Below are 25,987 nucleotides of genomic sequence, written 5' to 3' on the forward strand. Positions count from 1 at the left end.
GTCACCGGGTGCGCCCGGGCAGTTCGGTCTCCGCCCGGACGGTCTTCCCGCCCGCCTTGTGGCGGGTGCCCAGCGCTGGGACAGCTGCGCGACGAGCAGCAGGCCGCGCCCGCCCTCGTCGAAGGGGCGGGTCCGGCGCAGGTGCGGGGACGTGCTGCCGGCGTCGGACACCTCGCAGATCGGCGTGGGGCCCCGGATCATCCGCAGCTGTACGGGGGGTTCGGAGACCGGGCCGGGAGCCCGTCCGTGTTCTCCCGTTGCCGTCGGACGGCCTCGGCCCTAGGGGTGTCTGGTTTCCGCTCGGCCCTCGCCCGGATGGCCGTTCGCGGCGGTGCCGCGGGCGGTCGGTTTGGCCGAGGGGGCGTTGCCTGCCGGGCGGCCCGGGTCGGAGGGCTTGCCCGGGTTGCCGGGCCGGTGGGGCGTGGCCGTGGGCCGTCCCAGCTCCGCGGAGCAGTACGCGGCGACCTTGTCCTTGCCGCCGGCGGCCGTGACGAGCTGGTGCCAGACCGTCGCGTCGAGCGCACGGCCGCGGCCCTCGACGCGCTGGTAGGCGCGGCAGTGGGCCTCGGTGTCCCGGGCGGGGGACGGGGCGTCCGACGGGCCGGGGCTCTCGCCGGGGGCCACCGCCGAGGGCGTGGTGCCCGGCCGGTCCGGGGCGACGGCCGACGGTGTCACGAGCCGCCGGTCCGCCTGCGTGCCGTGGCCGTGCGAGCCGGCCGTACCGATGGCGGCCACCGCCACACCGCCCAGGGTGAGGCTCGCGAACACCGCGCCGAAGGTGATCCGGGTCCGCCGCGAGCGCGCGGCGCGCCGCTCCGCCGACGGCCGCCAGTCGTCCCGCCGCCGGGTGCGCGCCCGGTGCGCTCCGGTGTCCATGGCGGCCCGGAAGGCGGCCCGGGCCCGTTCCTCGGCCGCGGTCCCGGGCTCGGGTTCGGGGCCGCGCAGCGCGGCGGCCAGGGCCGCCTCCAGGGCGCTGGTGTCCGCGCCGGTGTCCAGTCCGGTGCCGGTGCCGTCGTCGTCCGGCCGGCCGGACACGGCGCCGCCAGGGTGCTCATGCCGACGGCCGGGAACCAGGCCACCGCTCATTCGTTCACCCATGTCCGCTTCCGTTCCGGTCCGACCAGTCCGACGGGTCCCGTTCGCTCGGCGCGCCGGGCCCTGAGGTCCGTTCGCCGGCCCCTTGCTGCCGTCGTCGTTCATGTCGACTTCCCCAGCGTGCGGGAGGCCCCATCCGTCACACCCGGGTCCGCGCCGCCCCGGATGCCCAGCTGCCCGGCGAGGCGTTTCAGGCCGCGGTGGGCGGCGGTGCGCACCGCTCCCGGGCGCTTGCCGAGGACGCGCGCCGCGGCCGGACCGTCCAGTCCGATGACGACCCGCAGCAGGACGGCCTCGGCCTGGTCCCGCGGCAGCCCGTGCACCAGGGCCAGGACCCGTTCCGTGGAGAGGGACTCCAGGGCCTGCTCATGGGTGCTGTGCGGGCCGGGCATGTCCAGCACGTCCTGTTCCGTACCGCCGGACCGGGGCCGTACCCGCTGGCGGCGCAGATGGTCCAGGGCGCGGTGCCGCGCGATGGTCGCCGTCCAGCCGCGGAACCCGGCCCCGTCTCCCTTGAAGCGCCCCAGGTCGCGGCTGATCTCCAGCCAGGCGTCGGACGCCACGTCCTCCGCGTCGTCGCCGACCAGTCCGCGCAGATAGCCGAGGAGACCCGGCTGCACGATCCGGTAGGCGACGGCGAAAGCGGTTTCGTCACCCTCCTGGGCCCGTGCGACCGCCGTGCCCAATTCCCCGTCGTACACCTGTACGCGCCGGGATTGTCGTGCCTGGCTCAAGTCTGTCCTCGTTCGCACCGGTCTGTTGCGATCCCCTGCCGCCCGCCGTGCTCCGTCCGCAGCGGCGGCCCCCTATGCCCAGCGCCCGCCCTCACGGAAATGTCACAACCGAGCCGCCGTCGTTCACGAAACGGGCACCCGGAACGCCCGTCGCCCCGGACCGGGTGACGTTTCGCCGGGGCCGTGCGCTGCATGGGTACCGCTCTCCGTGCCGCTTCTGTCTCCCCCCGGCGGCGACACGGAGAGCGTCCGGCGCGCGGCCGGAACCCCCACCACTGCCCGGGGTTCCGGCCGCCGCCGGCTTCCCGCCTCCGCGTCTCCCCGAACCCCCACGTCACCGCCGCCCCCGTGACGCTTCCCCGGCTCCCCGCGCTCTTTTGGGCATGACTGCGTACCTCCGACTGCGCGCCGTGCCGCCACCGGCCCTGCGCAACAGCGCGACCTGGATCGAGCGGTTGTTCGAGGACGGCTCGGAGGCCGTCCGGCACCGCGAGGAGGCGCTGGACGAGCGCTACCTGGACCAGGAGCGCCTTTACGCCGGCACCGTCCCGCGCCCCGCCACGGCCGTCGCGGAGCGGCCCCAGGCCCAGGTCGTGCTCGGCGGCCGCCCGCTGTACCGGACCGACCCGGGCAAACCGCCCTTCCTGGTGCTGACGGCGGCCCAGACCCGCCGGGTCGCCGCCTTCCTCGCCACCGCCGACTTCGACGCGCTGTGGCTCTTCGCCCGCGACGCCCTGCTGCCCCGCTACGGCGGTGCCTCCGGCGAGTCCGAGACCTGGGGTGCGTTCGCGGCGGGGCACCGGGAACTGACGGCGTTCTACACGCGGACGGCCGAGGCCGGGGACGCGGTGGTGAAGCGGCTCGCCGAGACCGGGGTGTAACACTTCGGGCCGCGTGCGCTCTGTCCATGCGGACGGCCGTGGCGGTCGCCCAGACAGGGGAAACGACTCGTGCAGTGGACGAACGAAGGCGGCGGAGCGTACGGAACCGGAACGTACGGCGGTGAACCGTACGGTGGCGGGCAGTACGGCACGGATCCGTACAGCACGGTGGCGCACAGCGCGGTCGGGTACGGCGGGCACGCCTACGGCACGGCTTCGGACGCCGGCGCCGCACAGCCGCCGTACGCCCCCGCGCACCAGCCCGCCGCCCCCGCCCACGGATACCCCGGCGGCGTCGCCACCGCGCCGCTCCCCCCGGGCTGGGACGCGCACTCCGAGACCCTCGCCATGCCGCTCTACGACCCCTCGGCCGGCCCGGGCCTCGCCGCCCTCAGCGAGTTCGCCGACTTCCTGTCGGAGACGGCGGAGACGGCGGAGACAGCCGGGATCCCGGTGGCGGCAGAGGCGCCGGACGCCTTCGGGCAGCCGTACGAAGCCGCCGTCCAGCTGCCGCAGCTCCCCCCTGGTGAAGCCGGTGAAACCGGCGCACCCGACGACCGTCCCGTCTTCGTGGACGCCTCCGGCCGCCGCCAGCGCCGCGTCCTGCGCGCCGCCCGCCTGCTGGTGATCCCGGCCGGCGGCTATGTCGCGCTGCTGATCAGCACCATGCTGGGCGGCCCCAGCGTCAGCTCCCCGCTCGTCCCGCAGTCGGAGGCCGCGCACCCGGCGCCGACCCGGGCGACCGCGCCCGACACCGCCCCCGGCACCGGATCCGCCACGGCGAGCCCCAGCCCCAGCGCGGCGCACGACTCCGCGCCCACGACGCGGGTGGCCCCCAGCCCCACCGCCACCCGGTCCGCCACCACGGCCACCACGGCCACCACGGCCACCAGGGCCGCCACGACCCCCAAGACCACCCACCGGACCACGGCCCCGACCTCGGCCACCACCTCCGCCCCCGTCGCCAAGGGCCGCGCCGTCGGCTCGTCCCACCACCCCGTGAAGTGAGCCAGGGCCCCGACGTGACCGATCGCCGCCGCCGCAGCGCCCCGCCCCGCCGCCACGGCCGTACCCGCCGGATCACCCCCCGCACCCACTGGCTGCTGCTGAGCGTGCTCGCGGTGACGCTGTCGACGGCGCTGCTGCTGGAGGGCTACACGCACCACATGTTCGGCGTCACCTCGGACGCTGTGACGGTCCCGCGCGGCGGGAACGCGGCGGTGCCCGGCCAGGTGCTGCACGGCGGCCCGGTGATCGCGGACGCCGACGGCGCGGTGCGCACCGCCCGGGTGCGGGCCCGTACCGTCGCGCTCACCTTCGACGACGGCCCCGACCCGGTCTGGACGCCCCGCATCCTGGACGCGCTGCGCCGCAACCACGTGCACGCCACCTTCTTCGTCCTCGGCGCCCAGGCCGTCGCCCACCCGGGCCTGATCCGGCGGATCGTCGCCGAGGGCCATCAGATCGGCATCCACTCCTTCACCCACCCGGACCTGGCCCGGCTCGCCCCCTGGCAGCGCTCGCTGGAGGTGCGCGAGACCCAGCTGGCGGTGGCCGGCGCCGCCGGTGTCACCACCGCCCTGCTGCGGCCGCCGTACTCCTCCACGAACGCCGGCCTGTCCGACGGCGACTGGTCCGTCCTGAAGGAGGCCGGCGCGGTGGGCTATGTCACGGTGCTCTCCACCCGGGACAGCGGGGACTGGCGGCGCCCCGGAGTGAGCCGCATCCTCACCGCGGCCGCCCCGCACGGCAGCGCCGGGCAGATCCTGCTGATGCACGACGCGGGCGGCGACCGGTCCCAGACCGTCGCCGCGCTGACCGCCCTGGTGCCCCGGCTGAAGGCCGACGGCTACCGCTTCGCGACCGTCTCCGACGCGGTCGGCATGGCCGCGCCGGTCCGGCCCGCCGCCACCGGCGACCACCTCCAGGGCCTGGCCCTGATCGGCGCGCTGCGGGCGGGCGACTGGCTGGTGTGGCTGCTGGGCGTGCTGATGTACGCGGCCGGGGCGATCAGCGTGGGCCGCGCCGCGGTGGTGCTGCTGGCCGCGCGGCGGCACCGGCGGCTGCGCACCCGGCGCCGCACCCGCTCCTGGGGGCCGCCGGTGACCGAGCCGGTGAGCGTGATCGTCCCGGCGTACAACGAGAGCGCCGGTATCGAGGCGGCCGTACGCTCCCTGGCCGCGTCCGGCCATCCGGTGGAGATCATCGTGGTGGACGACGGCTCCACCGACGGCACCGCCGACCTCGCCGAGTCGCTCGGGCTGCCCGGGGTGCGGGTGATCCGCCAGGAGAACGCCGGCAAGCCCGCCGCGCTCAACACCGGTATCGCCGCGGCCGGTCACGACCTGCTGGTGATGGTCGACGGCGACACGGTCTTCGAACCCGACACCGTCCGCACCATCGTGCAGCCCTTCGCGGATCCCCGGGTGGGCGCCGTCTCCGGCAACGCCAAGGTCGTCAACCGCGGCGGCCTGCTGGGGCGTTGGCAGCACATCGAGTACGTGGTCGGGTTCAACCTCGACCGCCGGCTGTTCGACCTCGCCGAGTGCATGCCGACCGTGCCGGGAGCGGTCGGCGCCTTCCGCCGCGGCGCGCTGCTGGACCTCGGCGGCGTCAGCGACGTCACCCTCGCCGAGGACACCGACCTCACCATGGCGCTGTGCCGGGCCGGCTGGCGGGTGGTGTACGAGGAGCGCGCGGTCGCCTGGACCGAGGCGCCCGCCTCGCTGAACGCGCTGTGGCGGCAGCGGTACCGCTGGTGCTACGGCACCCTCCAGGCGATGTGGAAGCACCGCGGCGCACTGGTGCAGGGCGGTGCCGCCGGCAAACTCGGCCGCCGCGGCCTGGTCTACCTGCTCCTGTTCCAGGTGCTGCTGCCGCTGCTCGCCCCGGTCGTGGACCTCTTCGCGGTGTACGGCCTGGTCTTCCTCGACCCGGTCCGGATCGCCGGGCTGTGGCTGGCCTTCCTGCTGCTGCAACTCCTGATGGGCCTGTACGCGTTCCGCCTGGACGGCGAGCGGGCCGGCCCGCTGTGGAGCCTGCCGCTCCAGCAGTTCGTCTACCGGCAGCTGATGTACCTGGTGGTGATCCAGTCCGTGTTCACCGCCGTGTCCGGCTCGCGGCTGCGCTGGCAGCGCATGGAGCGCTACGGCTCCCTCCATGCCCCCGCCTCCACCACCCAGTCACACTGAAAGGACAGTGAGCCCCACCCATGAGCGGACACCGGCGCCGACCGCCGCAGCGTTCCCGGCGGAGAGCAAGGGCCACCGGCGCGCCCGCGCGCGGGCGCCGGCTCGACTACCCGCGCCACGGCCGGACCGGCCTGCGCCGCTGGCTGCCCTCGGTGCGCCAGCTGCTGGCCCTGTTCCTGCTGTTCCTCGGCGGTACGGCGGCGGCCGTCGGCTATGCCTACGCCACGGTCACCATCCCCGACCCCAACCCCTCGACGCTGCTCCAGAACAACGTCTACTACTGGTCGGACGGCACGGTCCTGGCGACCGACGGCAGCGTCGACCGGCAGAACGCACGGCTCGCCCAGGTGCCCCCCGACGTGCGGTGGGCCTTCATCTCCGCGGAGAACTCCTCCTTCTACACCGACCCGGGCATCGACCCGCAGGGCATCCTGCGCGCCGTCGTCCACATGGCCGCGGGCGGCTCGGTGCAGTCGGGTTCGACGATCACCCAGCAGTTCGTCAAGAACACCTATCTGAACCAGTCGCAGACCGTCTCCCGGAAGTTCAAGGAGCTGCTGATCTCCAGCAAGATCGGCGCGGTCATGAGCAAGGACCAGATCCTCCAGGGGTATCTGAACACCTGCTTCTTCGGCCGGCAGGCCAACGGCATCCAGGCCGCGGCCCGGGTGTACTACGGCGTCCCGGTGGAGAAGCTCGACGCGAGCCAGGGGGCCTTCCTCGCCGCGGCGGTCAACGAGCCGAGCCTCTTCCAGTACGCGGACTCCGACCCCAAGGCCCGGGCACAGGCCGAGGCCCGCTGGTCCTGGGTGCTGGACCGGATGGTGAGGACCGGCCGGCTGACGCCGGACCAGCGCGCCCGGTACGCGGCCGCGGGCTTCCCGGCGCCCCAGAAGTGGCGGCCCGGCCTGGGTCTCACCGGGCAGAAGGGCTATCTGGTCCAGCTCGCCCGGTCGTACGCCGAGGCACACGACCGGACCATCACCGACCGCAGCCTGAGCCGGGGCGGCTACCAGATCCACACCACCTTCGACCGGCGCCGCACGGCGGACCTGGCCAAGGCCGTCGCCGCCGTGCGCGGGGAGCGCCTGGACCCCGCCCACCGGGCGGTGGACCGGGACGTGGAGGTCGGGGCCGCCTCGGTGGAACCCGGCACCGGCCGGATCCTCGCCGTCTACGGCGGCCAGGGCTTCGACCACGCCCACTACACGGACAACGCCGACACCTCGGGCGTGCCGGTGGGCTCCACCTTCAAGCCGATCGTCCTCGCGTCCGCGCTCCGGCACGGCGCGGTGCTGCGCCCCGGCCGGCCCGCGCAGCCGGTCACCCCGGCCAGCAGATTCAACGGCGACGACGGCATCCGCATCAAGGACCGGCAGGGCGCCTACGTCACCGACGACAAGGACCCGAGCGGCTTCCTGCACCAGCACAACGACACCCCGCGGCGCTGGGGGTACATCACCCTGCGCAAGGCGATGGAGCAGTCGGTGAACACGCCGTACGTGCAGCTGGGCGAGGACGTCGGCTACCCGGTCGTGGCCGGGACGGCCAAGGCCCTGGGCTTGCGCCCGGACAGCCTCGCCGCGCCCAGCGCCGGCTTCTACATCGGCACCTCCACGCCGAGCGCCATCCGGATGGCGGGCGCGTACGCCACCTTCGCGGCTTCCGGGATGCGGACCGACCCGTACTCGGTGACCAAGGTGGTCCACAACGGCTCGGTCCGGCCCGGCTTCACCGCGCCCGCCGCCGTACGGGCGCTGCCCGCACCGGTCGCCGACAACGTGACCGACGTCCTGCGAGGCGTCATCGCGCGCGGCACCGGCACCAGGGCCCAGGCCCTCGGCAGGCCGGCCGCGGGCAAGACGGGCACCACCGACGACTACCGCTCGGCCTGGTTCACCGGCTACACCCCGCAACTCGCCACGTCCGTCGTGCTCTTCCGCGAGGACCCGGCCCACCCCCAGCTGGAGTCACTGATCGGTGTGGGCGGCCTCCAGAAGGTGTTCGGCGGTGACATCCCCACCGAGATCTGGACCCGGTACACCCGCGCCGCCCTCGCCGGCCGCTCCGTGATCCCGTTCCCCGCCCCGGCCCCCCTCGGCCATGGCGCGGACGAGCCCGGCACCCCGTCCGCCACCCCGAAGGCCCCCGCCGGCAAGCACTCCGGCACCTCGACCAAGCACCGGAGCACGGCTCCGTCCGCGGGTACGACGACCCGGACCAAGTGCCATGGCCACCACTGCCGTTGACGGGCGGTACGACGAGATCGTTATCGGAGCTCCACGAGCGGCACACGCCTTGCTCCTGCGAAGGTCATAAGCTGTCGGCCGAGATACGCGGGGGCGCCGGAGACGCGCGAGGGGCGGGCTGTGCGTGTGCGGCCGGTGCCGCCCCTTGTGTTCCCTCGCAGGTCGAGTCGTGAGAGGGAACCCATGTCCTACCCCCCGCCGCCGGGGAGCGGCAGTCCGTACGGGCAGCCGCCTTCGCCGGGCAGTTGGCAACCGCAACCCCCTGTACCGCCGCAGCCACAGTGGCAGCCGCAGCCGCAGCCGCAGCCGCAGCCGCAGCCGCAGTGGCAGGGGGCGGGACCGGTGCCGCCACCCATGCCCCCGGCACCGCCGGGCCCGTCCCCGTACGGGGCGTACCCCCAGCCCGCGCCTCCCGTGCCCGGGGCGCCGATGCCGGGGGCGCCGATGCCGGGGGCGCCCATACCCCCGCCCGCGTCCACCGGCGGCGCCCGCACCGGACGGAAGGTCATGGGCAGCCTGCTCTGCGTCTTCGGTCTGCTCGGCATGGCGGGCGGCGGAGCGTTGGCGGCGCACGCGTACGGCAACAGCCGGCAGCAGGTGCCCAACTCGGCCGCCTACGGCCCGGTGCTGTGGCGTGACGCGTCGGTGGACCAGCTCTTCCCGGCGACCATCGGCGACCCCCCGGACAACACCTACCAGGCGTCGGACGCGAAGGCCGCCCAGTGGAGCCGGCTCGGCGTCTCCCAGGACACCTCGTGCTCCGCGGGGCTCAGCGGCAAGACCGCGAAGACCGCGGAGCAGCTCGGCTGCACGGCCGTACTGCGCGCCACCTACGTCGATCTGGGCGGCGAGATGGTCGCCACGGTCGCGGTCATCGTGCTGCCCAAGGACGGCACCGGCGCGGAGCGGATGGGCGAGTTCCTCGACGACCAGGCCGGCGAGGACGTGCCCGACGCCGCGGTGGTCCCGCTCCGGGTGCCGGGGACGCTCGCGGCGAAGTGGCGGCCGCAGAAGCGCAACGGCATGGGCGGCACCGGCCTCGGCGACCACCTCCCCTACGCCGTCGCCGTCACCACCGGCGCCGCCGACGGCCGTACCTCCTCGAACCTGCCCGGCGACTTCGGCGACTACGGCGGGAACGACTCGGACCGGCAGCCCTGGATGGACGCCGCCAAGGCGCTCGGCCAGACGTTCCACATCCACATCGAGAACCTGGAGAGGTGAGACCCGCAGTGCAGTTCAGAACCGCACGCGCCACCTGCACCGCGGCCGTCCTCACCGGTCTGCTGTGCACCGTCGCCGCCGCGCCCGCCCAGGCCGCGACCACCCCGGTCGGCTGGGAGGGAACCGCGCTCGGCCTGTCCGCGGCACAACGGCAGAGCCAGGGCCGGGGGGTGACGGTCGCGGTGCTCGACAGCGGTGTGGCCGCCGCGCACCCCGCCCTCCGGGGCAGGGTGACCACCGGCCCCGACTACCGCCAGGACGGACTGAAGCCCGGCGACCGGCAGTGGGGACAGCACGGCACCGCCATGGCCTCCGACGTCCTCAAGGTCGCCCCCCAGGCCAGGATCCTGTCGGTGCGGGTCACCTCCGACAAGGACACCGAGAAGAACGCGGCCAAGCGGATGGAGGAACTCCGCAAGCAGGGCGGGAAGAGCCCGGTCGCCGAGGGCATCCGCTACGCGGTCGACCACGGCGCCGACGTCATCTCCATGTCCTTCGGCAGCGCCGACGGCTTCGCGACCTACGACGACGAGGACACCGACGCCGTGTCCTACGCCCTGCGCGCGGGCGTGACACTGCTCGCCTCGGCCGGCAACGCGGGCGACAAGGGCAACGACATCTCCTACCCCGCGGGTTACCCGGGCGTGATCGCGGTCGCCGCCACCCAGCAGAGCGGCGCCCGCGCCGACTTCTCCACCGTGCACACCTACAACGACGTGGCCGCGCCCGGCGTCGGCATCGTCAGCGCCCGGAACACCGGCGGCTACGAGCCGGTGAACGGCACCTCGCCGGCCTGCGCGCTGGCCGCCGGAGTCGTGGCCCTGATGCACGCGAAGAACCCGAAGCTGACCCCGGCCCAGGTGAACGCCGTACTGATCAGCACCGCCCGGCGCCCCGCGTCCGGGGCCAGCGCGCTGCTCGGCTGGGGGCGGATCGACGCGGACGCCGCCGTACGGGCCGCCGCGTCCCCGCCGAAGGACGGCACCAGGGCGGTGGACTACCAGGGCAAGGCCCACTTCGCGACCCCGGACGGCACCCCGAAGACCACCCATGCGCCGCTGGAGCAGAGTCTGTGGCTGACGGGCCTGGGCGCCGCCGCCGTGGGGACGGTGCTGCTGCTCGGCGGGGTGCTGCTGGCGCGGTCGGGCCGGCGCGGAGCGTCTCGGTAAGGAGCGGGATCCCGGGGTGTAACGCGGCAGCGGGGCCGGGGCGTGTACGGGGTGACGTCCGACCACGAAGGGACACACCGGTGAGGGAAGCACCCGCGGACTACCTGGAGTTCGCTGCCGCGCGCAGCGGGCCGCTGTTCCGGACCGCCTGCCTGCTCACGGGCGACTGGCACCTCGCCGAGGACCTGGTGCAGGAGACCCTCGCCAAGATGTACCGCTCCTGGCGGCGGATCAACCGGGTGGAGTCCCCGGTGGCCTACGCCAACACCGTGCTGGTGCGGACGTTCATCTCGCAGCGCCGCCTCCGCAGTTCCGGCGAGCGCCCCAGCGACCGGCTGCCGGACACGACCGCCGGCCCGGCGCGGGACGCGGAGCTGCGGCTGGCCCTGCTGGACGGCCTGGCCCGGATGACGGCCAAGGACCGTGCCGTGCTGGTGCTGCGCTACTGGGAGGACCGCTCGGTGGAGGAGACCGCCCAGGTCCTCCAGCTGTCCCCGGTGACCGTCCGGGTCCGCTGTATGCGCGCCCTGGAGCGGCTGCGTGCCCTGCTCGGCGACGAGCTGGCGGACCTGGCCGCATGACGGGCACGGCCCGGCGGCACCTCTCGCCCGCCCCCGCTCCGACCGACGCCCCCGACGAACGGAGAGCCACCATGGCACGCACCGAAGACCTCGAGGAACAGCTCGCCCGTGCGCTGCGCGGCGCCACCGGCGAGTTCCCGCCGCACTCCGCCGACCTGGTGCGCCGGTCCGTCGCGCGGGGCCGCCGGATGCGGGTGGTCCGCGCCGCCCAGGTCGCCGCCGCGACCGTCTGCGCGGTGGCCGTCGCGGGCGGCACCCTGCTGGTCACGGACGCCTTCGGCGGCCGGGGCGGGGACGGCCCGACCGGCCGGACGAGCGCCGCGGCGCCGTCCACCGGCCGGACGCCCTCCCCGGCACCGGCGCCCGTCAGCGCCGAGGACATGGTCCGCACGCTGAAGAGCCTGCTGCCACCCGGCGGCACCGTCTCCGAGGCCTCCGGCCGGGGCAGCGAGGAGGGCGACCCGACGGCCAAGCTCACCTACTCCACCGCGGACGGCTCCTCCGGCCTCGACATCGCCCTCTCCCGGCTGACCCCGGGCATCCCGCTGGACCAGCAGGGCCAGGGCGGCTGCATGCCGGTGGAGGTGCGGCCGTACGACACGTGCACCACCCGGAAGCTGCCCGGCGGCGCGGTGCTGAACACCACCAAGTCGTTCACCTACCCCAACAGCGACACCGGGCAGCAGCGCTGGTACGTGGTGCTCACCACGGCCAAGGGGGTGCAGCTGACGGTGAACGAGTACGGCGGTGGCGGCGAGAAGGGCTCGTCCGGCGGGAACGCTCCCCTGCTGTCCCTCGACCGGCTGGCCGGCATCGTGCGCAGCCCCGCGTGGAACAAGGCGATCGCCGCGCTGCCCGCCCCCGAGAAGACCCCCTCCACGAGCCCCTCCACCGGCCGGAACCAGGTCCCCGGCGGCCGTATGACGAGCGTGCTGAGGTCGCACCTGCCGCACGGCGGCACCGTCTCCGACCTGAACCCCGGCCCCGGCCTGGTCCAGCTGGTCTACGACGACGGCCACGGCAGGAACATGGTGGAGGTCGACGCGCAGTACGACATGACCGCCGACCTCGCCGCACACATGGGCTGCGCCGGTGTCGCCGGTGACTGCGAGGCCACCACCCTCGCCGACGGCACCAGGGTGAAGAAGGTCAAGGGCCGCTCGGAGAAGGGTGGTTCGGCCTCGGTGTGGCTGGTCGACACACTGCGCCCGGACGGCCGCCGGGTGCTGGTGCGGGAGGTCAACTCGTATGCCGAGAGCGCCCCGGTGACCCGCCCGAAGCCCGCGCTGAGCATGGACCGGCTGGCGGCCATCGCCTTCGACGGGCGCTTCTTCACCGGCTGAACGGCCGCTTCCGCACCGGCTGACGGGGGGTCGGTCCGGGCCCGGTCAGCCGATCTGCACGGTGATCCCCGCGGCCGTCATGTCACCGACGGCCTGCTGGGACGCCTGCCGGGAGTCGACGCCTTCGAGCCGTGGCTGGTAGAGGTGGTGGGCGCGCACGGTGATGGCGAACGTGTGCCCCTGATAGCCGTGCTGCGCCAGGGCGATGAGCCGCTCCGAGCAGCCCTCCGCCCCGTCGATCTTGGTGCAGGTGCCCCGGGCGGTGGAGCAGGGACTCGCGGTGAGACTGATGTGAAGGGTGTGCGCCCCGCCCTGGCCCGCGTTCAGCGCCTGCTGCACGGCGGGGTTCCCGTAGAGGCCGCCGATGCTCGCCTCGATCTCGTCCACCAGCTGGTCCTCGGCGTGGTCACCGGGTGAGTACGGGGTCGTCTCGCTGCTGAACGTGCCGATGGCGACCCCGTTCAGGGTCGCTTGCAGGGTGACCGAGAAGCCGGGGTTCGCGGTGACCGTGTCCCCCGGCTCGTAGTGGGTGCGCTGCACACTCTGCGCCGCGGTCGCCCTCGGCTGCCGTACCGCTTCGGCCGTCTGCACGGACTCCGCTTCCGCGCGCTGGACGGGCGGGGGTTCGCGCAGCACGCGGTGCGCCTGTGCCTCGGCCTCGCGTTCGAACCGGTCGGCGGGGTCGGAGATCCTCAGCCCGCTGCCGTCGTCGGTGCCCGCCACCGGCCCCCGGCGCTGCTGGAGCACATGCGTCAGCTCGTGCGCGAGGGTGTGCCGGTCGGCACCGCCCTCGCCGATGACCACATGGTGCCCGGAGGTGTAGGCACGGGCCCCGATCTCGGCGGCCGAGCGCTGGGCGGCGGGGCCGGTGTGCACGCGGACGTCGGAGAAGTCGGTGCCGAAACGCCCCTCCATGTCGGTGCGGACCTCGTCGTCCAGCGGCCTGCCGGGGCTGCGCAGCACGTCCTGGACGCTCGACCGCTGGACCGGGGCCGCCGCCCCCCGCTCCCGGGCGAGGGCCCGCAGCACCACGGTGTTGCCGGCCGTGCTCCCCAGCGCCGCGACCGTCGCGGGAGCGAGGGGCGGCCGGTGACCGGACAGGGTCTGCGGGGCCGCGGTCTGCTGGGCCGCCGTCTGCGGGGGCGCGGTCTGCTGGGTCGCGGTCTGGTGCCTTTGGTCGGCCGCCCGCGCAGGCGGCTGCGGGGTCTCGGTCTGATCCGCTCGTTTCCCGTGTGCCCGCATGGACGTCTCCTTGGCGTTCGGACCCAGTTGGCGTTCGGACAGAGGCCGACACCAGGCTGGCCCGCCGGGCGCCGCGCCGGAACGCCCGCGGGGGCAGAACCGGGGGCAGCGGTACGTCCTTCAGGGGCAGGGCGACACTCCGGCCGTGCCCGCGCGGATCAGCCCGTCCGCTTGATCCACTCGCCGCTGCCCAGCGGATAGTCGTAGCCCGGCCGGCCCACGTCGGCGCTGGTACGGAACGGCGTACCGGCGTTGTCGATGTGCACGGTCCCGTGCCGGGCGCCGCTGGACCAGTCCAGGGAGAGGTCCCAGCGGACGTCGTGCGCCCTGGTGTGGGCGGTGACGTAGAAGACCTCAGGGTCGGACTCGCTGACCTTGTACGGGAAGTCCCGCTGGCCGTTCTTGACGGTGACCGTGGGACTGCCGTCGTCCAGGTCGATGTCGAAGGACTCGGTCTCGACGCCACCGCCGCAGCCGACGCCCATCGAGTAGTCGTTCCAGGCGAGGGGCGCGCCCTTGGCGAGGACGCGTACGTGCAGCGCCTCCAGGACCACGGTGTTCGCGCCGGTGCCCTGGACGGTGAGCGCGACCCGCTGCTCGTCCGAGGCGACCGCGCCGTACGCCGCGGTCCAGCGCGGCGCGTTTTCCTCGCCCGCCGGCGGGCCGACCTGCGCGGGTTCGCTGTCGACGAGGAAGTGCTGGCTGCACGGGCTGTCGTACACGTAGGGACGGGTGCCGACGGTGAGCGGTACGGCGCCTCCGGTGCTGCCGCCGTTGGGCGGGGGCGCGGGGCGCCGGTGGTCGTCCTTCTCCGTGCCGGAGCGGGTGGGGGAGGGGGAGGCCGGTGCGGGGGTGCTGCTGGCGGTGGGGTGGGCGGAGGGCTTTTCGGAGGTCGTCGCCGTCGGCCTGGCGCTCTCCTCGGCCGGGGCGGCCGCCCGCCGGTCCACCGCAGCGCTCCCGCCGCCGGGCTGCGGCCGCACGGTGAGCAGCACGGCTCCCAGCGCGGCGGCCACGGCGACGGAGGCGATCAGTACGGTACGGCGCTGCCGAAGCCGGAACGGACGCCGCGCAGGCGTCTCCTCGCCGACCGTCTCGCTGGTCGGGGCACTTCCCTCGTCCCCATCCCGGCCACTGTCTTCGATTCCGGCCTGCCCGTTGTCTTCGGTGGCCTCGTCCTCGTCCGGGACTTCACCCGTTTCCAGCGGGGCCGGGGCCGGGGCCGGGTCCGGTGCCGGCGGCTGGTCCGTTCTGCGGCTGCGGGACGCGTCCGCCAGGATCCAGCGGCGGTGCAGCTCCACCAGCTCCTCCGGTGTGGCCCGGCACAACCTGGCCAGGCGTTCCACCGGTGCGTACTCGACCGGCACCGCGGCGCCGCTGCAATAGCGGTGCAGCGTCGAGGCGCTCATGTGCAGACGCTTGGCCAGCGTCCCGTAGCTGAGCCCCGAGCGGTCCTTCAGTTCCCGCAGCAGCCGCGCGAACGCCTCCGTCGCCCCCGGCACCTCATCCCCCTTGCCCCCGCATCCCGTTCGAGCATTCCAGGAACACTGCTCCGCCCCTGGTCAGAGCGCGTTTTCGCGTTCCGGCGTCCCGAACCGCCCGCTGGGCGTGGCAGTTGGGACGGATCACCGCACAAGCTCGGGTCATCCAATCACCACCGCCACCCGAACTCCGAAGGGGCACGGCCAACATGTCCGGATTCCGCACCACCCGCACCCGCCTCGCCGCAGCCGCCGCGACCACCGTTCTCGCCGCTCTCTCCCTGACAGCGTGCAACAACGGATCGGGCACCAAGGACGAGGGCGCCGCGCCGACCGCTTCCACGACCGCGCACCACTCCGGCAGCGCCGGCCCCTCCGGCGCCCCGAGCCACTCCTCGGGCGCCACGCCTACCACCGCCGGTTCGACGCCCTCGGCGCATTCCACCACCGGATCCACGCCCTCCGCGCACTCCTCCGCACCGAAGCCGCCCGGCTCCTCCGGCAAGCCGGTCATCTGCGAGGGTTCCAACACCAGGACGGTCGCGGCCCCGCTGAACCGCCCGGTGAACCACATGCTGCTCACGGTCACCAACACCGGCACCCGGACCTGCTACCTCTACGGCTACCCGGCCGTCCGGTTCGGCGAGGCCCAGGCCGTGCCGCCGGTCATCAAGGAGTCGCACCCGCAGGCGGTGGTCACGCTCAAGCCCGGCGAGTCCGGGTACGCGTCCGTGAACCTCTCCGCCACCGACGGCCAGGCCTCGCACGGCCACACCGTGAACTCCCTGACCGTCTACTTCTACGGCGCCTCCGGCAACGGAAGCGTGGGAGCGGCCGCCCGGCCGTCGCTGCCCGCGAAGGGTGTCTACGTGGACGACTCGCTCAAGGTCACCTACTGGCAGCAGTCGATGGACGACGCCCTCAACTGGTGACGAACGGACGTGCGCCGCAGTTGCAGAGCCGGTACCCCGGGCCAAGCATGGGAGCCATGGCGTCCTCACGGCACAGCCGACTCCGGCACAGGCGGCCGGCATGACCGCCGACGGGCCGCCGCTGCGCTGTCTGGTGACCGGGGCCACCGGCTACCTGGGCGGCCGGCTGGTGCCGGAACTGCTCGCCGCCGGGCACTCCGTGCGCTGCCTGGCCCGCTCGCCCGGCAAGCTGCGGGACCATCCCTGGGCCGGGCGGGTGGAAGTCGTACAGGGGGACGTCACGGACGAGGCGTCCGTGCGCGCGGCGATGGACGGCACGGACGTCGCCTACTACCTGGTGCACGCCCTGGGCACCGGGCGGGGTTTCGAGGAGACCGACCGGCGCGCGGCGAGGATCTTCGCCGAGCAGGCGCGCGCGGCCGGAGTCGGGCGGATCGTCTACCTCGGCGGGCTGACCCCCGCCGGAGTACCCGAAGCCGACCTCTCCCCGCACCTGCGGTCCCGCGCCGAAGTGGGCCGCATCCTCCTGGCCTCCGAGGTGCCCACCGCCGTACTGCGGGCAGCCGTGATCATCGGGTCGGGTTCGGCGTCGTTCGAGATGTTGCGGTATCTGACCGAGCGGCTCCCCGTGATGGTGACCCCGCGCTGGGTGCGCACCCGCATCCAGCCGATCGCCGTACGCGACGTGCTCCGGCTGCTCGTGGGGTGCGCCCGGCTGCCCCACGAGGTGAACCGCACCTTCGACATCGGCGGCCCGGACATCGTCACGTACCAGGACATGATGCAGCGGTACGCGGCCGTCGCCGGCCTGCCGAGGCGCGTCATCCTCCCGGTGCCGCTGCTCAGCCCGCGGCTGTCCAGCCTCTGGGTCGGTCTGATCACCCCGGTACCGGGCGCCCTCGCCCGCCCGCTGGTCGAGTCGCTGCGGCACGAGGTGGTCTGCGCCGAGCGGGACATCGCCCGCTATGTGCCGGACCCCCCGGAGGGACCGGTCGCACTGGACCGGGCGATCCGGCTGGCGCTGCGGCGGGTGCAGAACGCCGACGTGGCGACCCGGTGGTCCTCCGCCTCGACCCCGCACGCCCCCAGCGACCCGCTGCCCACCGACCCGGGCTGGGCGGGCGGAAGCCTCTACGCGGACGACCGTGAGCGCACGGTCGCGGCGTCACCGCAGGTGCTGTGGCAGGTGGTCGAGGGGATCGGCGGCGAGAACGGCTGGTACTCCGCACCGCTGGCCTGGTCCCTGCGGGGATGGCTGGACAGCCTGGTGGGCGGTGTGGGCCTGCGCAGGGGCCGCCGGGACGCGAACCGGCTGCGGGTCGGCGACAGCCTGGACTTCTGGCGGGTGGAGGAGATCGAGCCGGGCCGGCTGCTCCGGCTGCGGGCGGAGATGCGGCTGCCGGGCCTGGCCTGGCTGGAGATGACCGTCGGCCGTGACCCGCAGGGGCGCACGGTGTACCGGCAGCGGGCGCTGTTCCATCCGCACGGTCTGGCGGGACACGCCTACTGGTGGGGCGTGGCCCCTTTCCACGCGGCGGTCTTCGGCGGCATGCTCCGCAACATCGCCGCCGCGGCCGAGTCGGCCGCCGAGGAACCGGCCGGTACCCGCTGAGGGAGTGCGTCCGGCCGTGCGCGTCCGGCCGTCCTGCTCAGCGGGCGCGGGCGGGTCGGCCCAGGGCCTCACCAGCCGAGCGGGTCCCCGTCGGCGTGGGCGTCCGTGACCGGCGCGACCGGGCGGGCCTCGTGGCAGGTGAAGCCGAGCCGGGTCAGTGCCCGGCGCATCTCGGCCGAGGTGAAGTCCCGGCGGTTCTGCCGGGTGACCACCTCGCCGACCTGCATCACGGGGTAGACCTGGCCGTCGACGGTGACGGACAGACCGGTGACGGGTTCGGGCGTGACGCCGTTCAGGGCGCGTTCGACCTCGCTCTTGGTGAGGTCGAAGGGGAAACGGGCGATGACACAGCGCATGGATGCCTCCACAGGGGGACGGGAAGAAGGGCGCTTTCCGCTTGCCTAGGCGTTGTTCCCCGGCGCGGACCGGCGGGTCCGGGCAGCGGTCCGGCCCGACCTGCTGCGGCCGGTGCCCTGGCCGGAGCCCCGGCCGGTCTCCGCCCGGCCCTGCGTCCGGCCCTGCGTCCGGTTCCGGCGCGGCCGGCCGGTGGGTTTGCCGCGCTCGTGACCCGGTTCGGCCGGTGCGGCGATCACGACGGGCACACCGGAGGGGGTCCGGGCGCCGGTGATGCGGTGCAGCTCGGACTCGCCCGCCCGTATCGTGACGTGCCGCGCCGCGATACCGGCGTCCGCCATGAGGCGTTCCATCGCGCGCCGTTGGTGCGGCAGCACGAGGGTGACGACGGTGCCGGACTCGCCGGCGCGTGCGGTACGGCCGCCGCGGTGGAGGTAGTCCTTGTGGTCGCCCGGGGGGTCGACGTTCACGACGAGGTCGAGGCCGTCGACGTGGATGCCGCGGGCGGCGACGTTCGTGGCCACCAGCACGGTGACGGGGCCGTCCTTGAACTGGGCGAGCGTCCGGTTGCGCTGCGCCTGCGACTTGCCGCCGTGCAGGGCAGAGGCCCGGACCCCGACGGACAGCAGGTGCTTGGTGAGCCGGTCGACCGCGTGCTTGGTGTCCAGGAACATGATCACGCGCCCGTCGCGTGCGGCGATCTCGGTCGCCGCGGTGTTCTTCTCGGTGTCGAGCACGTGCAGCAGGTGGTGTTCCATCGTGGTGACGGCTCCCGCGGACGGGTCGACCGAGTGCACCACGGGGTCGTGCAGGTAGCGGCGTACCAGCTTGTCGATGTTGCGGTCCAGGGTGGCCGAGAACAGCAGCCGCTGTCCGCCGGAGGGCACGAGGTCGAGCAGCGCGGTCACCTGCGGCATGAAGCCCATGTCGGTCATCTGGTCCGCCTCGTCCAGGACGGTGACGGCGACCTCGTCCAGCCGGCAGTCCTGCCGGTCGACGAGGTCCCGGAGGCGGCCGGGCGTCGCGACGACGACCTCGGCGCCGGCCCGCAGCGCGCTCGCCTGCCGGCCGATCGACAGGCCGCCCACCACGGTGGTGAGCCGCAGTCGCAGGGCGCGGGCGTAGGGGGTGAGGGCGTCGGTGACCTGCTGGGCCAGTTCCCGGGTGGGGACGAGGACGAGGGCGAGCGGCTGCCGGGGCTGGGCGCGCTGCCCGGCCAGGCGGGCCAGCAGCGGCAGGCCGAAGGCGAGCGTCTTGCCCGAGCCGGTACGGCCCCGGCCCAGGACGTCCCGGCCGGCCAGGGCGTTCGGCAGGGTGGCCGCCTGGATCGGGAACGGCACGGTCACGCCCTCGGTGTCGAGGGCGGCCAGCAGCCGGTCGGGCATGTCCAGCTCGGCGAACGTCTCGACCGCGGGCAGCGGCTCGGTGAGGGTGACCGGCAGGGCGAACTCCTGCCGGGGCGCGGCGGAGGGCGCTGTCCGGCCCTTCTTCCCCGTCCGCGCGGACCTTTTTTCGGTGCGGAAGCCACCGGAATTGCCCTCGGTGCGACGGGGCCTGCGGTTCATGGAGGAACCTTCCTCGATGCGGCGTATCGCGGAATTCCTTCCGACGGTGATGACCGTACGAGGATTCGCAAGAATGAGCCGGGGAAAAGAGAACGGGCTGGGGCCCGCGCCCCAAGAGCGCGGGCCCCAGCCACGTGAGGTGCGAGCCGCCGGCTCGCGACGCTGTGTGTCAGCGTCAGGCAGGAAGGATGTTCTCCGCCTGCGGGCCCTTCTGGCCCTGCGTGACGTCGAAGGTGACCTTCTGGCCTTCCTGAAGCTCACGGAAGCCCTGGGTGGCGATGTTCGAGTAGTGGGCGAACACGTCCGGGCCGCCACCCTCCTGCTCGATGAAGCCGAAGCCCTTTTCCGAGTTGAACCACTTCACGGTGCCGGATGCCATTTGAATCTCCCTAGAGGGGCAGTGTCGGACTCCGCACTTTGCGGGGCCGAGTCGCCGCGATGATCACCCCTCCGGAAAGATCCGGAAAGCTCTGCAAAGAAAAAATTCTCTGGCAACCAAAACTGCAACTGCTATCACGCTAACACAGGTCCGCCGACGGTGTCCGTGTGTTTTACGACGCGTCCGGCCATTCTCGTCCGGTCGGTGACCGAATTCTGTAGTGACGGGACCAGGAATCCTCCTCTCGCCCGACAGATCCCGGACCCCGCCTGGGCCGGGGAGCCCGCCGCGGCGCAGGGCTAGCATGGTCCGACCGCGCGATGACGACCGTCATCGCGTTTCGTCTGTCCGTCCGAGTCGAACAAACCGGCCAAATGATCGATGTCTAGAGCGATGCGGGTGTTTGCGCGAATAAGCGACAGAGGTGCGTCGGCCGCGTGGCGTCGGCCGCGCGCCGTGCTGTGGTCCGTGGCGGCCACGGCGGCTCTCGCACTCCTCGTCGCACTGGAGATCGTCGCACGCCGCTACGGGCAGCCCGGACCGATCACCACCCAGGTGAAGGGGCTGATCTGCGCCCCGAAGCCGGGTCCGCTGTACGGCGGTCTGGCGCTGACGATGGTGGTGCTCACCTGGCGGGAGCGGTTCATCGCGGCCGGTGCCGCCCTCGGCATCGACGCCGTCCTCGCGCTGGTGCGGTGGGCGGCCGGCGCCGGGGGACCCGCCGGGGCGCCCTTCGGCACCGGCGCGGTGTGGGTGATGGCGGGCTGCGCGTTCGTCGCCGTCACGCGCCGCACCGGCCGGGACCGCACCCTGCTGCTGAAGGGCGTCGGGCTGGGCCTGCTGCTGGTGGCCGGGCGCAAGATCGGCGACACCTGGCTGCTCATCACCTCCAAGGCCCGTCCGTCGGTGCTCGACCAGTACGTGGCGACCGCCGACCACGCGCTGGGCGACCCGTCCTGGCTGATGGGCCGGGTGGTCAGGGCAACCGGTTCGGCCGGCTCGCACCTCCTCCACCTGGTCTACGGACAGCTCGCGGTGGCCGCGATCGTCGTCGCGCTGTACCAACTGCGCAACGTGGCCGCCGAGCGCCGCTTCCCGGCCCATCACCTGGTGCGCACCTTCCTGCTGATCGGGCTCCTCGGGCCGGTCGTCTACATGGTCTTCCCGATGGTCGGCCCCGTCTTCGCCTACGGCCCGGGCGCCTCCGGCACCGGCGGCCTGCACTGGGCGGTGGCCGACCTCTGGCCGGACACGCCCCCGCCGCTCACCCCTCCGCACCCGATGCCGTACGACGGGATCACCCCCCGCAACTGCATGCCCAGCCTGCACACGGCATGGGCCACCGCGATCTTCATCCACACCCGCAGGGCCCCCCGGGCGCTGCGGGGCGCGGGCACGTTCTGGCTGGTCGCCACGCTCACCGCGACGCTGGGCTTCGGCTACCACTACGGTGCCGACCTCGTCGCCGGCGTGGTGTTCGCGCTCACGGTCGAGGCAGGCGTGCGCTCGTACGACCGCGGCTGGGACCGCGCGGGTCTCCAGCTGGTCGCCTACGGTACGACGGTCTTCGCCGTGCTCCTGGTGTCGTACCGCTGGCTGCCGATGCAGATGGCCGCCCACCCGTGGGTGTCCGGACCGCTGCTGCTGCTCGCGATGACCTCGGTGGTCCACGGCTATGTACGGACCACCACGTCCTGGGAGCCCGAGCGGCAGCCGGGACCGCACCTCGAACCCGGCGAGTTCACGGCCCCGGTGCCCCAGCCGGCAAAGGCGGAGGGATAGCGGGCCCGCGCTACCGCTCCCGCGGCTCCGGATAGCCGTACGCCGTGCTCCAGTTGGCGAGGACGCGCTGCCGTACGGCGGCCGGCCAGCCGTTGGTGAAGCTGCCCTTGACCGGGCGCCGTTCCTTGGGGAAGCGGTCGGCGAGCAGGCAGTTGTGGACGACCTTGCCGGCCCGGTAGCTGTGCTGCTCCGCCTCGGAGAGATAGACGGAGAGCGCGGCCGTGGGCTTGGCCGGGAAGTGGACCTCGCCGCGTTCCGGATGGGTGCGGGTGGCGAAGGCCCAGACGAGTTCGCTGACGTCGGTGATGTCGATGTCGTCCTCGACCAGCAGCACCTTGGGCACACCGAAGCCCGCCTTGCCCGCGAAGACGATGTCGCCGACCTTCCGGGCGAGTTCCCCGGAGTGGATGCCCAGGGTCTCGTACCAGTCCCGCTCCACCGAGACCACCAGCCAGTGCAGCGCGGACTCGTAGGAGAACCAGGCGGAGGCCGCCGGCAGCCCCGCCGCGCGGAGCTGGTAGAGGATCTCCGCGGCGTGCATGGTCCCGGTGCCGGTGTGGTCCTCCTCGACCGGCGGGCCCGCCGCGACCACCGGCAGGATCGCCCCGTCCCGGTGGGTGATCGCGCTGACGTGGAACACCGGCTTGGGCGAGGCCTCGTCGCTGTTGTAGCCGGGATACTCGTTCATCGGCCCCTCCTGCACCGTCTCGTCGAAGGCGATGTGCCCCTCGATGACGATCTCGGCGCTGGCGGGCACCTGGAGGTCCACGGTCTCGGCGGGCACCACCTCGATGCCCTCGCCGAACAGCGCGCCCACGAAGTGGCTCTCGTCCACGCCCTCGGGCAGCGGCATCGCCCCCGCGTACGGCAGCGCCGGCTCCACCCCGAGGGCGAGCGCGACCGGCATCGGTTCACCACGGGCCGCCCACTGGGCGCGGATGATGCCCAGGTGCTGGGGTGCGGGGATCAGACAGGCCAGCCGGTCCCGGCCGGCGATCATCATGCGGTTGACCGACCAGTTCGTCCACGAGCCGTCGGGCGTGCGGGCGATGTTCATGCCGTACGTCTGGATGTACCGCCCGCCGTCGTTGCCGTGGATCAGCGGGGTCGGGAAGGCGAACAGGTCGACGTCGTCGCCGCGCAGGACGTTCTCCTTGCAGGGGGCGCCGGCGGCGGGCACCTCGACCGGGGGGACGCCGGGGCGGCCGCGGGCGGCGACCACGGCCTCCATGACCGCCCGGCCCGACGACTCGGCCGGCAGCCCCAGGGCCAGCGCGATCCGGGCCAGCGGGTGCTCGGGGCCGGACAGGCCCCCGGGTGCGCCGAACACCCGGAAGCCGGTGCCGGTGTAGCCGGTGATGTGGGTGAACAGCGGCGCGGGCGCCCTCAGGTCGTACGAGCGGCGGATGACCGCACCGATCTCCAGGTTCCAGTCGACCTCGGTGTCGATCTCGTTGACCTCGCCGATCGCGGCCAGCTCTGCGATGAACTCACGCAGACTGCGCAGATGTGTCACGGGGATTCCTCGTCGAGTCGGCGCCGGGCGGACTGCCGTCCCAGCGCGGGAGCCCGGGCACCTCGATGCCGAGCAGGTCAAGGGCGCGGCCGGCGGTGTGGTCGACGATGTCCTCGACCGTGCCGGGGCGCAGGTAGAAGGCGGGCACCGGGGGCATCACGATCCCGCCCGCCTCGGTGACCGCGGTCATCGCCCGCAGATGCGCCAGGGTCAGCGGGGTCTCCCGGACCAGCAGAACCAGCCGCCGGCGCTCCTTCAGGGTCACGTCCGCGGCCCGGGTGAGCAGGTTGTCGCCGCCCGCGTACGCGATCGCGGCCAGCGTCCGCACCGAACAGGGCGCGACGATCATGCCGTCGGTCCGGAACGACCCCGAGGCGATCGCCGCCCCGATGTCGGCCGGCCGATGGCTGACGTCCGCCAGCGCGGCCAGCTCGCGCGCGCCCAGGTCGGTCTCGTACGCCCTGGTCTGCTGGCCCGCGGGCGTCACCACCAGGTGCGTCTCGACCCCGGCCGCGCGGGCCAGCTCCAGGACCCGGATCCCGTAGGCGATGCCGGTGGCGCCGCTGATGCCCACCACCAGCCGCCGTGGCCGTCCGTTCCGTCCGTTCAGTGGGGTGCCTCTCCCCGCAGGGCGGCGGCGTGCTCGGCCGCGAAGTCGGCGAAGGACCGCGCGGGCCGGCCGGTCAGCTTCTCCACGTCGTCGGTGACGGTGCCGGCCGCCCCGGACGCGTAGAGGCCGTACAGCTCGACCAGCCCCTCCGCCCGCCAGGGGTCCCAGCCGGCGGCGAGCATCCCGGCGAGCGCCTCCTCGGGCGGTACGGCCTCGTACTCCACCGGGTGTCCGACCGCCGCGCCGAGCAGCCCGGCGATCTCCGTGTGCGACAGGGCCGCCGGACCGGTCAGCGTGTAGACCGCGCCGTCGTGCCCGTCCCCGGTCAGCACCTCCACGGCCGAGGCCGCGACATCCCGGGTGTCGACGTACGACACCGCGCCCGCGCCGCCCGGCAGGGCCAGCCGCCCGCCGCGCACCGCCTCCGCCATGCCCAGGAAGTTCTGGAAGAACCCGTTCGGAGCCAGCACCGTCCACGGCAGTCCGCTGCCGGCCAGGTGGTCGAGTCCGCTGCTGTGCGCGGCCAGGAACCGGACGCCGTCCGGCCGTTGCCCGATCCCGGCGGCCGCGTGCAGCACGACGCGCGGACGGCGGCCGGTACGGACGGCGGCGTCCACGAGGTTCCGCTCGTGCTCCGCCATGTCCGGGTGGACCGCCACGAGCAGGTACACCGCATCCGCACCGGCCAGCGCCGCGTCCAGCGACGCCGGGTCGGTGAAGTCGGCGACCGCCGGGACGACCTCCGGTCCCCAGTCGGCCGGAACCGCCGAGCCCGCGCGCACCAGCGGCCGTACCGCCACGCCCCGGTCCCGCAGACCGGTGACCACCCGCGCCCCGACGGTGCCCGTCGCTCCGCTGACGACGATCACATGTACCCCCTGTGCTGTGTCCGCTCTGATCCCTGCTGCCACGGCCTCGGCCGCCAACCCGACGATTCCAGCGGGGAGTTGGCCGATCAAGGTCGAAGTGATGCACAATCCATCAGCCAGGCTCATCGATGCGGGGGGCGCAGTGGACCTGACGGAGATCGAGACCTTTCTGGTGCTGTCGGAGGAGCTGCACTTCGGGCGCACCGCGGACCGCATGCGGCTCTCCCAGTCCCGGGTCAGCCAGCTGATCCGCTCCCTGGAACGCCGTATCGGGGCACCGCTGTTCACCCGCACCAGCCGTCGGGTCGCGCTGACCCCGCTGGGCGAGCACACCCGGCGCAGCCTCGGCGCCGCCCACGCGGGCCTCAGGAAGAGCTTCGACGAGGCGTGCGCCATCGCGCAGGGCGTGGTCGGTGCCCTGTGCGTCGGCTTCCTCGGCTGCCTCAACGGCCCGCCGCTGACCGAGCTGGTCATCGCCTTCGGCCGGCTCCACCCGGCCTGCGACATCACGGTGGCCGAGGTGCCCTGGGCCGACCCCTACGGGCCGCTGCGCTCCGGTGCGGTCGACGTCCTGTTCACGCTGCTGCCGGTCGACGAGCCGGACATGCGGGTGGGCGCCGTCCTGGTCTCGCACGGCCGACTGCTGGCCGTCGGCGCGGACCATCCGCTGGCGGCACGGCGGTCCGTCGACATCGAGGACCTCTCGGACTGGGTCCTGCTGGACGGCCCCGCCGAACTCCCGGAGGCCCTCCGGCACGGCTTCTGCCCGCCGTTCACCCCGCTGGGCAGGCCGCTCCGCCGCGGGCCGGGCGGCCGGACCTACCAGGAGGCGCTGCACCGGGTGGCCGCCGGCGAGCTGGTCTGGACGACCCACGAAGGCCTGTTCCGCTCCTACGCCCACCCCGGCGTCGTGCACCGCCCGCTCACCGGCCTGCCCCCGGCCAACGGCGCCCTGGTGTGGCGCGCGGACACCGAGAACGCCAAGATCCGCGCCTTCACCTCCCTGGCGCTCGGCAACTAGGGGGTCCATGCAACCTTTCCCGCGCGCACGGGGTGAGTAGGTCGGGAGGAGGTCTCTCCCGATGCCGAACGACCTTTGCCGAGAAGGAGCATGATGTTCCCGCGCAGAATCCTTTCGACCGCCGTGCTGACGGCGGCGATCGCAGGTCCGGCCGGGGAGC

At 73.8% G+C, this 25,987-nt stretch carries 22 protein-coding genes and 1 pseudogene; 12 read left to right on the forward strand and 11 right to left on the reverse strand.

Annotation, left to right across the window (positions count from 1 at the left end; all coding sequences use genetic code 11):
* Position 1: 1 nt before the first annotated feature.
* The 3 genes and pseudogenes from ACZ5CZ_RS35360 to ACZ5CZ_RS35370 form a co-directional block, all read right to left on the reverse strand.
* Positions 2-222, reverse strand: a pseudogene (locus ACZ5CZ_RS35360) (ATP-binding protein); the annotation flags it as partial.
* Positions 223-279: 57 nt separating this feature from the next.
* On the reverse strand, positions 280-1,098 hold the full coding sequence (locus ACZ5CZ_RS35365) for a hypothetical protein (RefSeq protein WP_387056365.1): 819 nt from the start codon (positions 1,096-1,098) through the stop codon (positions 280-282).
* Positions 1,099-1,196: 98 nt separating this feature from the next.
* A complete protein-coding gene (locus ACZ5CZ_RS35370) occupies positions 1,197-1,829 on the reverse strand; it encodes an RNA polymerase sigma factor (RefSeq protein WP_468948787.1) in 633 nt (210 codons plus the stop codon).
* Positions 1,830-2,212: 383 nt separating this feature from the next.
* Between ACZ5CZ_RS35370 and ACZ5CZ_RS35375 the strand changes: the two genes are divergently transcribed.
* From ACZ5CZ_RS35375 to ACZ5CZ_RS35410, 8 genes are all read left to right on the forward strand, one after another.
* Positions 2,213-2,710, forward strand: a complete 498-nt coding sequence (locus tag ACZ5CZ_RS35375; protein ID WP_468948789.1) for a DUF1877 family protein — start codon at positions 2,213-2,215, stop codon at positions 2,708-2,710.
* Positions 2,711-2,779: 69 nt separating this feature from the next.
* Positions 2,780-3,718, forward strand: a complete 939-nt coding sequence (locus tag ACZ5CZ_RS35380; RefSeq protein ID WP_468948791.1) for a hypothetical protein — start codon at positions 2,780-2,782, stop codon at positions 3,716-3,718.
* A 14-nt stretch (positions 3,719-3,732) separates the two neighbouring features.
* Positions 3,733-5,901, forward strand: a complete 2,169-nt coding sequence (locus ACZ5CZ_RS35385) for a bifunctional polysaccharide deacetylase/glycosyltransferase family 2 protein (RefSeq protein ID WP_468948793.1) — start codon at positions 3,733-3,735, stop codon at positions 5,899-5,901.
* 20 nt (positions 5,902-5,921) lie between these two features.
* Positions 5,922-8,150 (forward strand): transglycosylase domain-containing protein, encoded by a 2,229-nt coding sequence (locus tag ACZ5CZ_RS35390; RefSeq protein WP_468948795.1) that lies wholly within the window; start codon positions 5,922-5,924, stop codon positions 8,148-8,150.
* A 507-nt stretch (positions 8,151-8,657) separates the two neighbouring features.
* Entirely contained in the window at positions 8,658-9,374 is a 717-nt protein-coding gene (locus ACZ5CZ_RS35395; protein ID WP_385841706.1) for a hypothetical protein, read from the forward strand.
* Positions 9,375-9,382: 8 nt separating this feature from the next.
* Positions 9,383-10,543 carry a S8 family peptidase gene (locus tag ACZ5CZ_RS35400; protein ID WP_385841707.1) on the forward strand — a complete coding sequence of 387 codons (1,161 nt, stop codon included), beginning with the start codon at positions 9,383-9,385 and terminating at the stop codon, positions 10,541-10,543.
* Positions 10,544-10,623: 80 nt separating this feature from the next.
* Positions 10,624-11,124 carry a SigE family RNA polymerase sigma factor gene (locus ACZ5CZ_RS35405; protein ID WP_385841708.1) on the forward strand — a complete coding sequence of 167 codons (501 nt, stop codon included), beginning with the start codon at positions 10,624-10,626 and terminating at the stop codon, positions 11,122-11,124.
* Between the two features lie 71 nt (positions 11,125-11,195).
* Entirely contained in the window at positions 11,196-12,467 is a 1,272-nt protein-coding gene (locus ACZ5CZ_RS35410) for a hypothetical protein (RefSeq protein WP_468948798.1), read from the forward strand.
* A gap of 45 nt (positions 12,468-12,512) precedes the next feature.
* Here the strand turns inward: ACZ5CZ_RS35410 and ACZ5CZ_RS35415 are convergent, their stop codons facing one another.
* Positions 12,513-13,709 (reverse strand): eCIS core domain-containing protein, encoded by a 1,197-nt coding sequence (locus ACZ5CZ_RS35415; RefSeq protein ID WP_468948800.1) that lies wholly within the window; start codon positions 13,707-13,709, stop codon positions 12,513-12,515.
* A gap of 158 nt (positions 13,710-13,867) precedes the next feature.
* A complete protein-coding gene (locus tag ACZ5CZ_RS35420; protein ID WP_468948801.1) occupies positions 13,868-15,208 on the reverse strand; it encodes a helix-turn-helix domain-containing protein in 1,341 nt (446 codons plus the stop codon).
* Positions 15,209-15,396: 188 nt separating this feature from the next.
* On the opposite strand from ACZ5CZ_RS35420, the gene ACZ5CZ_RS35425 reads away from it, so the two are divergent.
* Together ACZ5CZ_RS35425 and ACZ5CZ_RS35430 are read left to right on the forward strand one after the other, a co-directional pair.
* A complete protein-coding gene (locus ACZ5CZ_RS35425) occupies positions 15,397-16,119 on the forward strand; it encodes a DUF4232 domain-containing protein (RefSeq protein ID WP_385841714.1) in 723 nt (240 codons plus the stop codon).
* A gap of 100 nt (positions 16,120-16,219) precedes the next feature.
* The gene (locus ACZ5CZ_RS35430; RefSeq protein ID WP_468948804.1) at positions 16,220-17,731 is read left to right on the forward strand and encodes an SDR family oxidoreductase; all 1,512 of its coding nucleotides are present in this window, start codon (positions 16,220-16,222) and stop codon (positions 17,729-17,731) included.
* Between the two features lie 68 nt (positions 17,732-17,799).
* On the opposite strand, the gene ACZ5CZ_RS35435 is transcribed toward ACZ5CZ_RS35430, so the two are convergent.
* The 3 genes from ACZ5CZ_RS35435 to ACZ5CZ_RS35445 all read right to left on the reverse strand — a co-directional run bounded on the left by ACZ5CZ_RS35435 (position 17,800) and on the right by ACZ5CZ_RS35445 (position 20,029).
* Positions 17,800-18,087: an SCO5918 family protein gene (locus ACZ5CZ_RS35435; RefSeq protein WP_385841717.1), complete on the reverse strand. Its 288-nt coding sequence runs from the start codon at positions 18,085-18,087 to the stop codon at positions 17,800-17,802.
* A gap of 45 nt (positions 18,088-18,132) precedes the next feature.
* Entirely contained in the window at positions 18,133-19,650 is a 1,518-nt protein-coding gene (locus tag ACZ5CZ_RS35440) for a DEAD/DEAH box helicase (RefSeq protein ID WP_385841718.1), read from the reverse strand.
* A 175-nt stretch (positions 19,651-19,825) separates the two neighbouring features.
* Complete coding sequence (locus ACZ5CZ_RS35445) at positions 19,826-20,029, reverse strand: cold-shock protein (protein ID WP_385841720.1); 204 nt, start codon at positions 20,027-20,029, stop codon at positions 19,826-19,828.
* A 468-nt stretch (positions 20,030-20,497) separates the two neighbouring features.
* Here ACZ5CZ_RS35445 and ACZ5CZ_RS35450 point away from each other — a divergent pair, with 468 nt between their 5' ends.
* Positions 20,498-21,811: a phosphatase PAP2 family protein gene (locus tag ACZ5CZ_RS35450; protein ID WP_385841721.1), complete on the forward strand. Its 1,314-nt coding sequence runs from the start codon at positions 20,498-20,500 to the stop codon at positions 21,809-21,811.
* 10 nt (positions 21,812-21,821) lie between these two features.
* Here the strand turns inward: ACZ5CZ_RS35450 and ACZ5CZ_RS35455 are convergent, their stop codons facing one another.
* The 3 genes from ACZ5CZ_RS35455 to ACZ5CZ_RS35465 are packed head-to-tail and all read right to left on the reverse strand — an operon-like array spanning position 21,822 to position 24,806.
* The gene (locus ACZ5CZ_RS35455; protein ID WP_468948807.1) at positions 21,822-23,327 is read right to left on the reverse strand and encodes a UbiD family decarboxylase; all 1,506 of its coding nucleotides are present in this window, start codon (positions 23,325-23,327) and stop codon (positions 21,822-21,824) included.
* Positions 23,302-23,904, reverse strand: a complete 603-nt coding sequence (locus ACZ5CZ_RS35460; protein ID WP_385841723.1) for a UbiX family flavin prenyltransferase — start codon at positions 23,902-23,904, stop codon at positions 23,302-23,304. Before ACZ5CZ_RS35460 ends, ACZ5CZ_RS35455 begins: the two co-directional genes overlap by 26 nt.
* 29 nt (positions 23,905-23,933) lie before the next feature.
* Positions 23,934-24,806 (reverse strand): NAD(P)H-binding protein, encoded by an 873-nt coding sequence (locus tag ACZ5CZ_RS35465; protein WP_468948809.1) that lies wholly within the window; start codon positions 24,804-24,806, stop codon positions 23,934-23,936.
* 142 nt (positions 24,807-24,948) lie between these two features.
* On the opposite strand from ACZ5CZ_RS35465, the gene ACZ5CZ_RS35470 reads away from it, so the two are divergent.
* Positions 24,949-25,827: a LysR family transcriptional regulator gene (locus ACZ5CZ_RS35470; RefSeq protein ID WP_385841725.1), complete on the forward strand. Its 879-nt coding sequence runs from the start codon at positions 24,949-24,951 to the stop codon at positions 25,825-25,827.
* The last annotated feature ends 160 nt before the right edge of the window (positions 25,828-25,987 follow it).

The organism is Streptomyces sp. NPDC031418, from assembly GCF_055581605.1.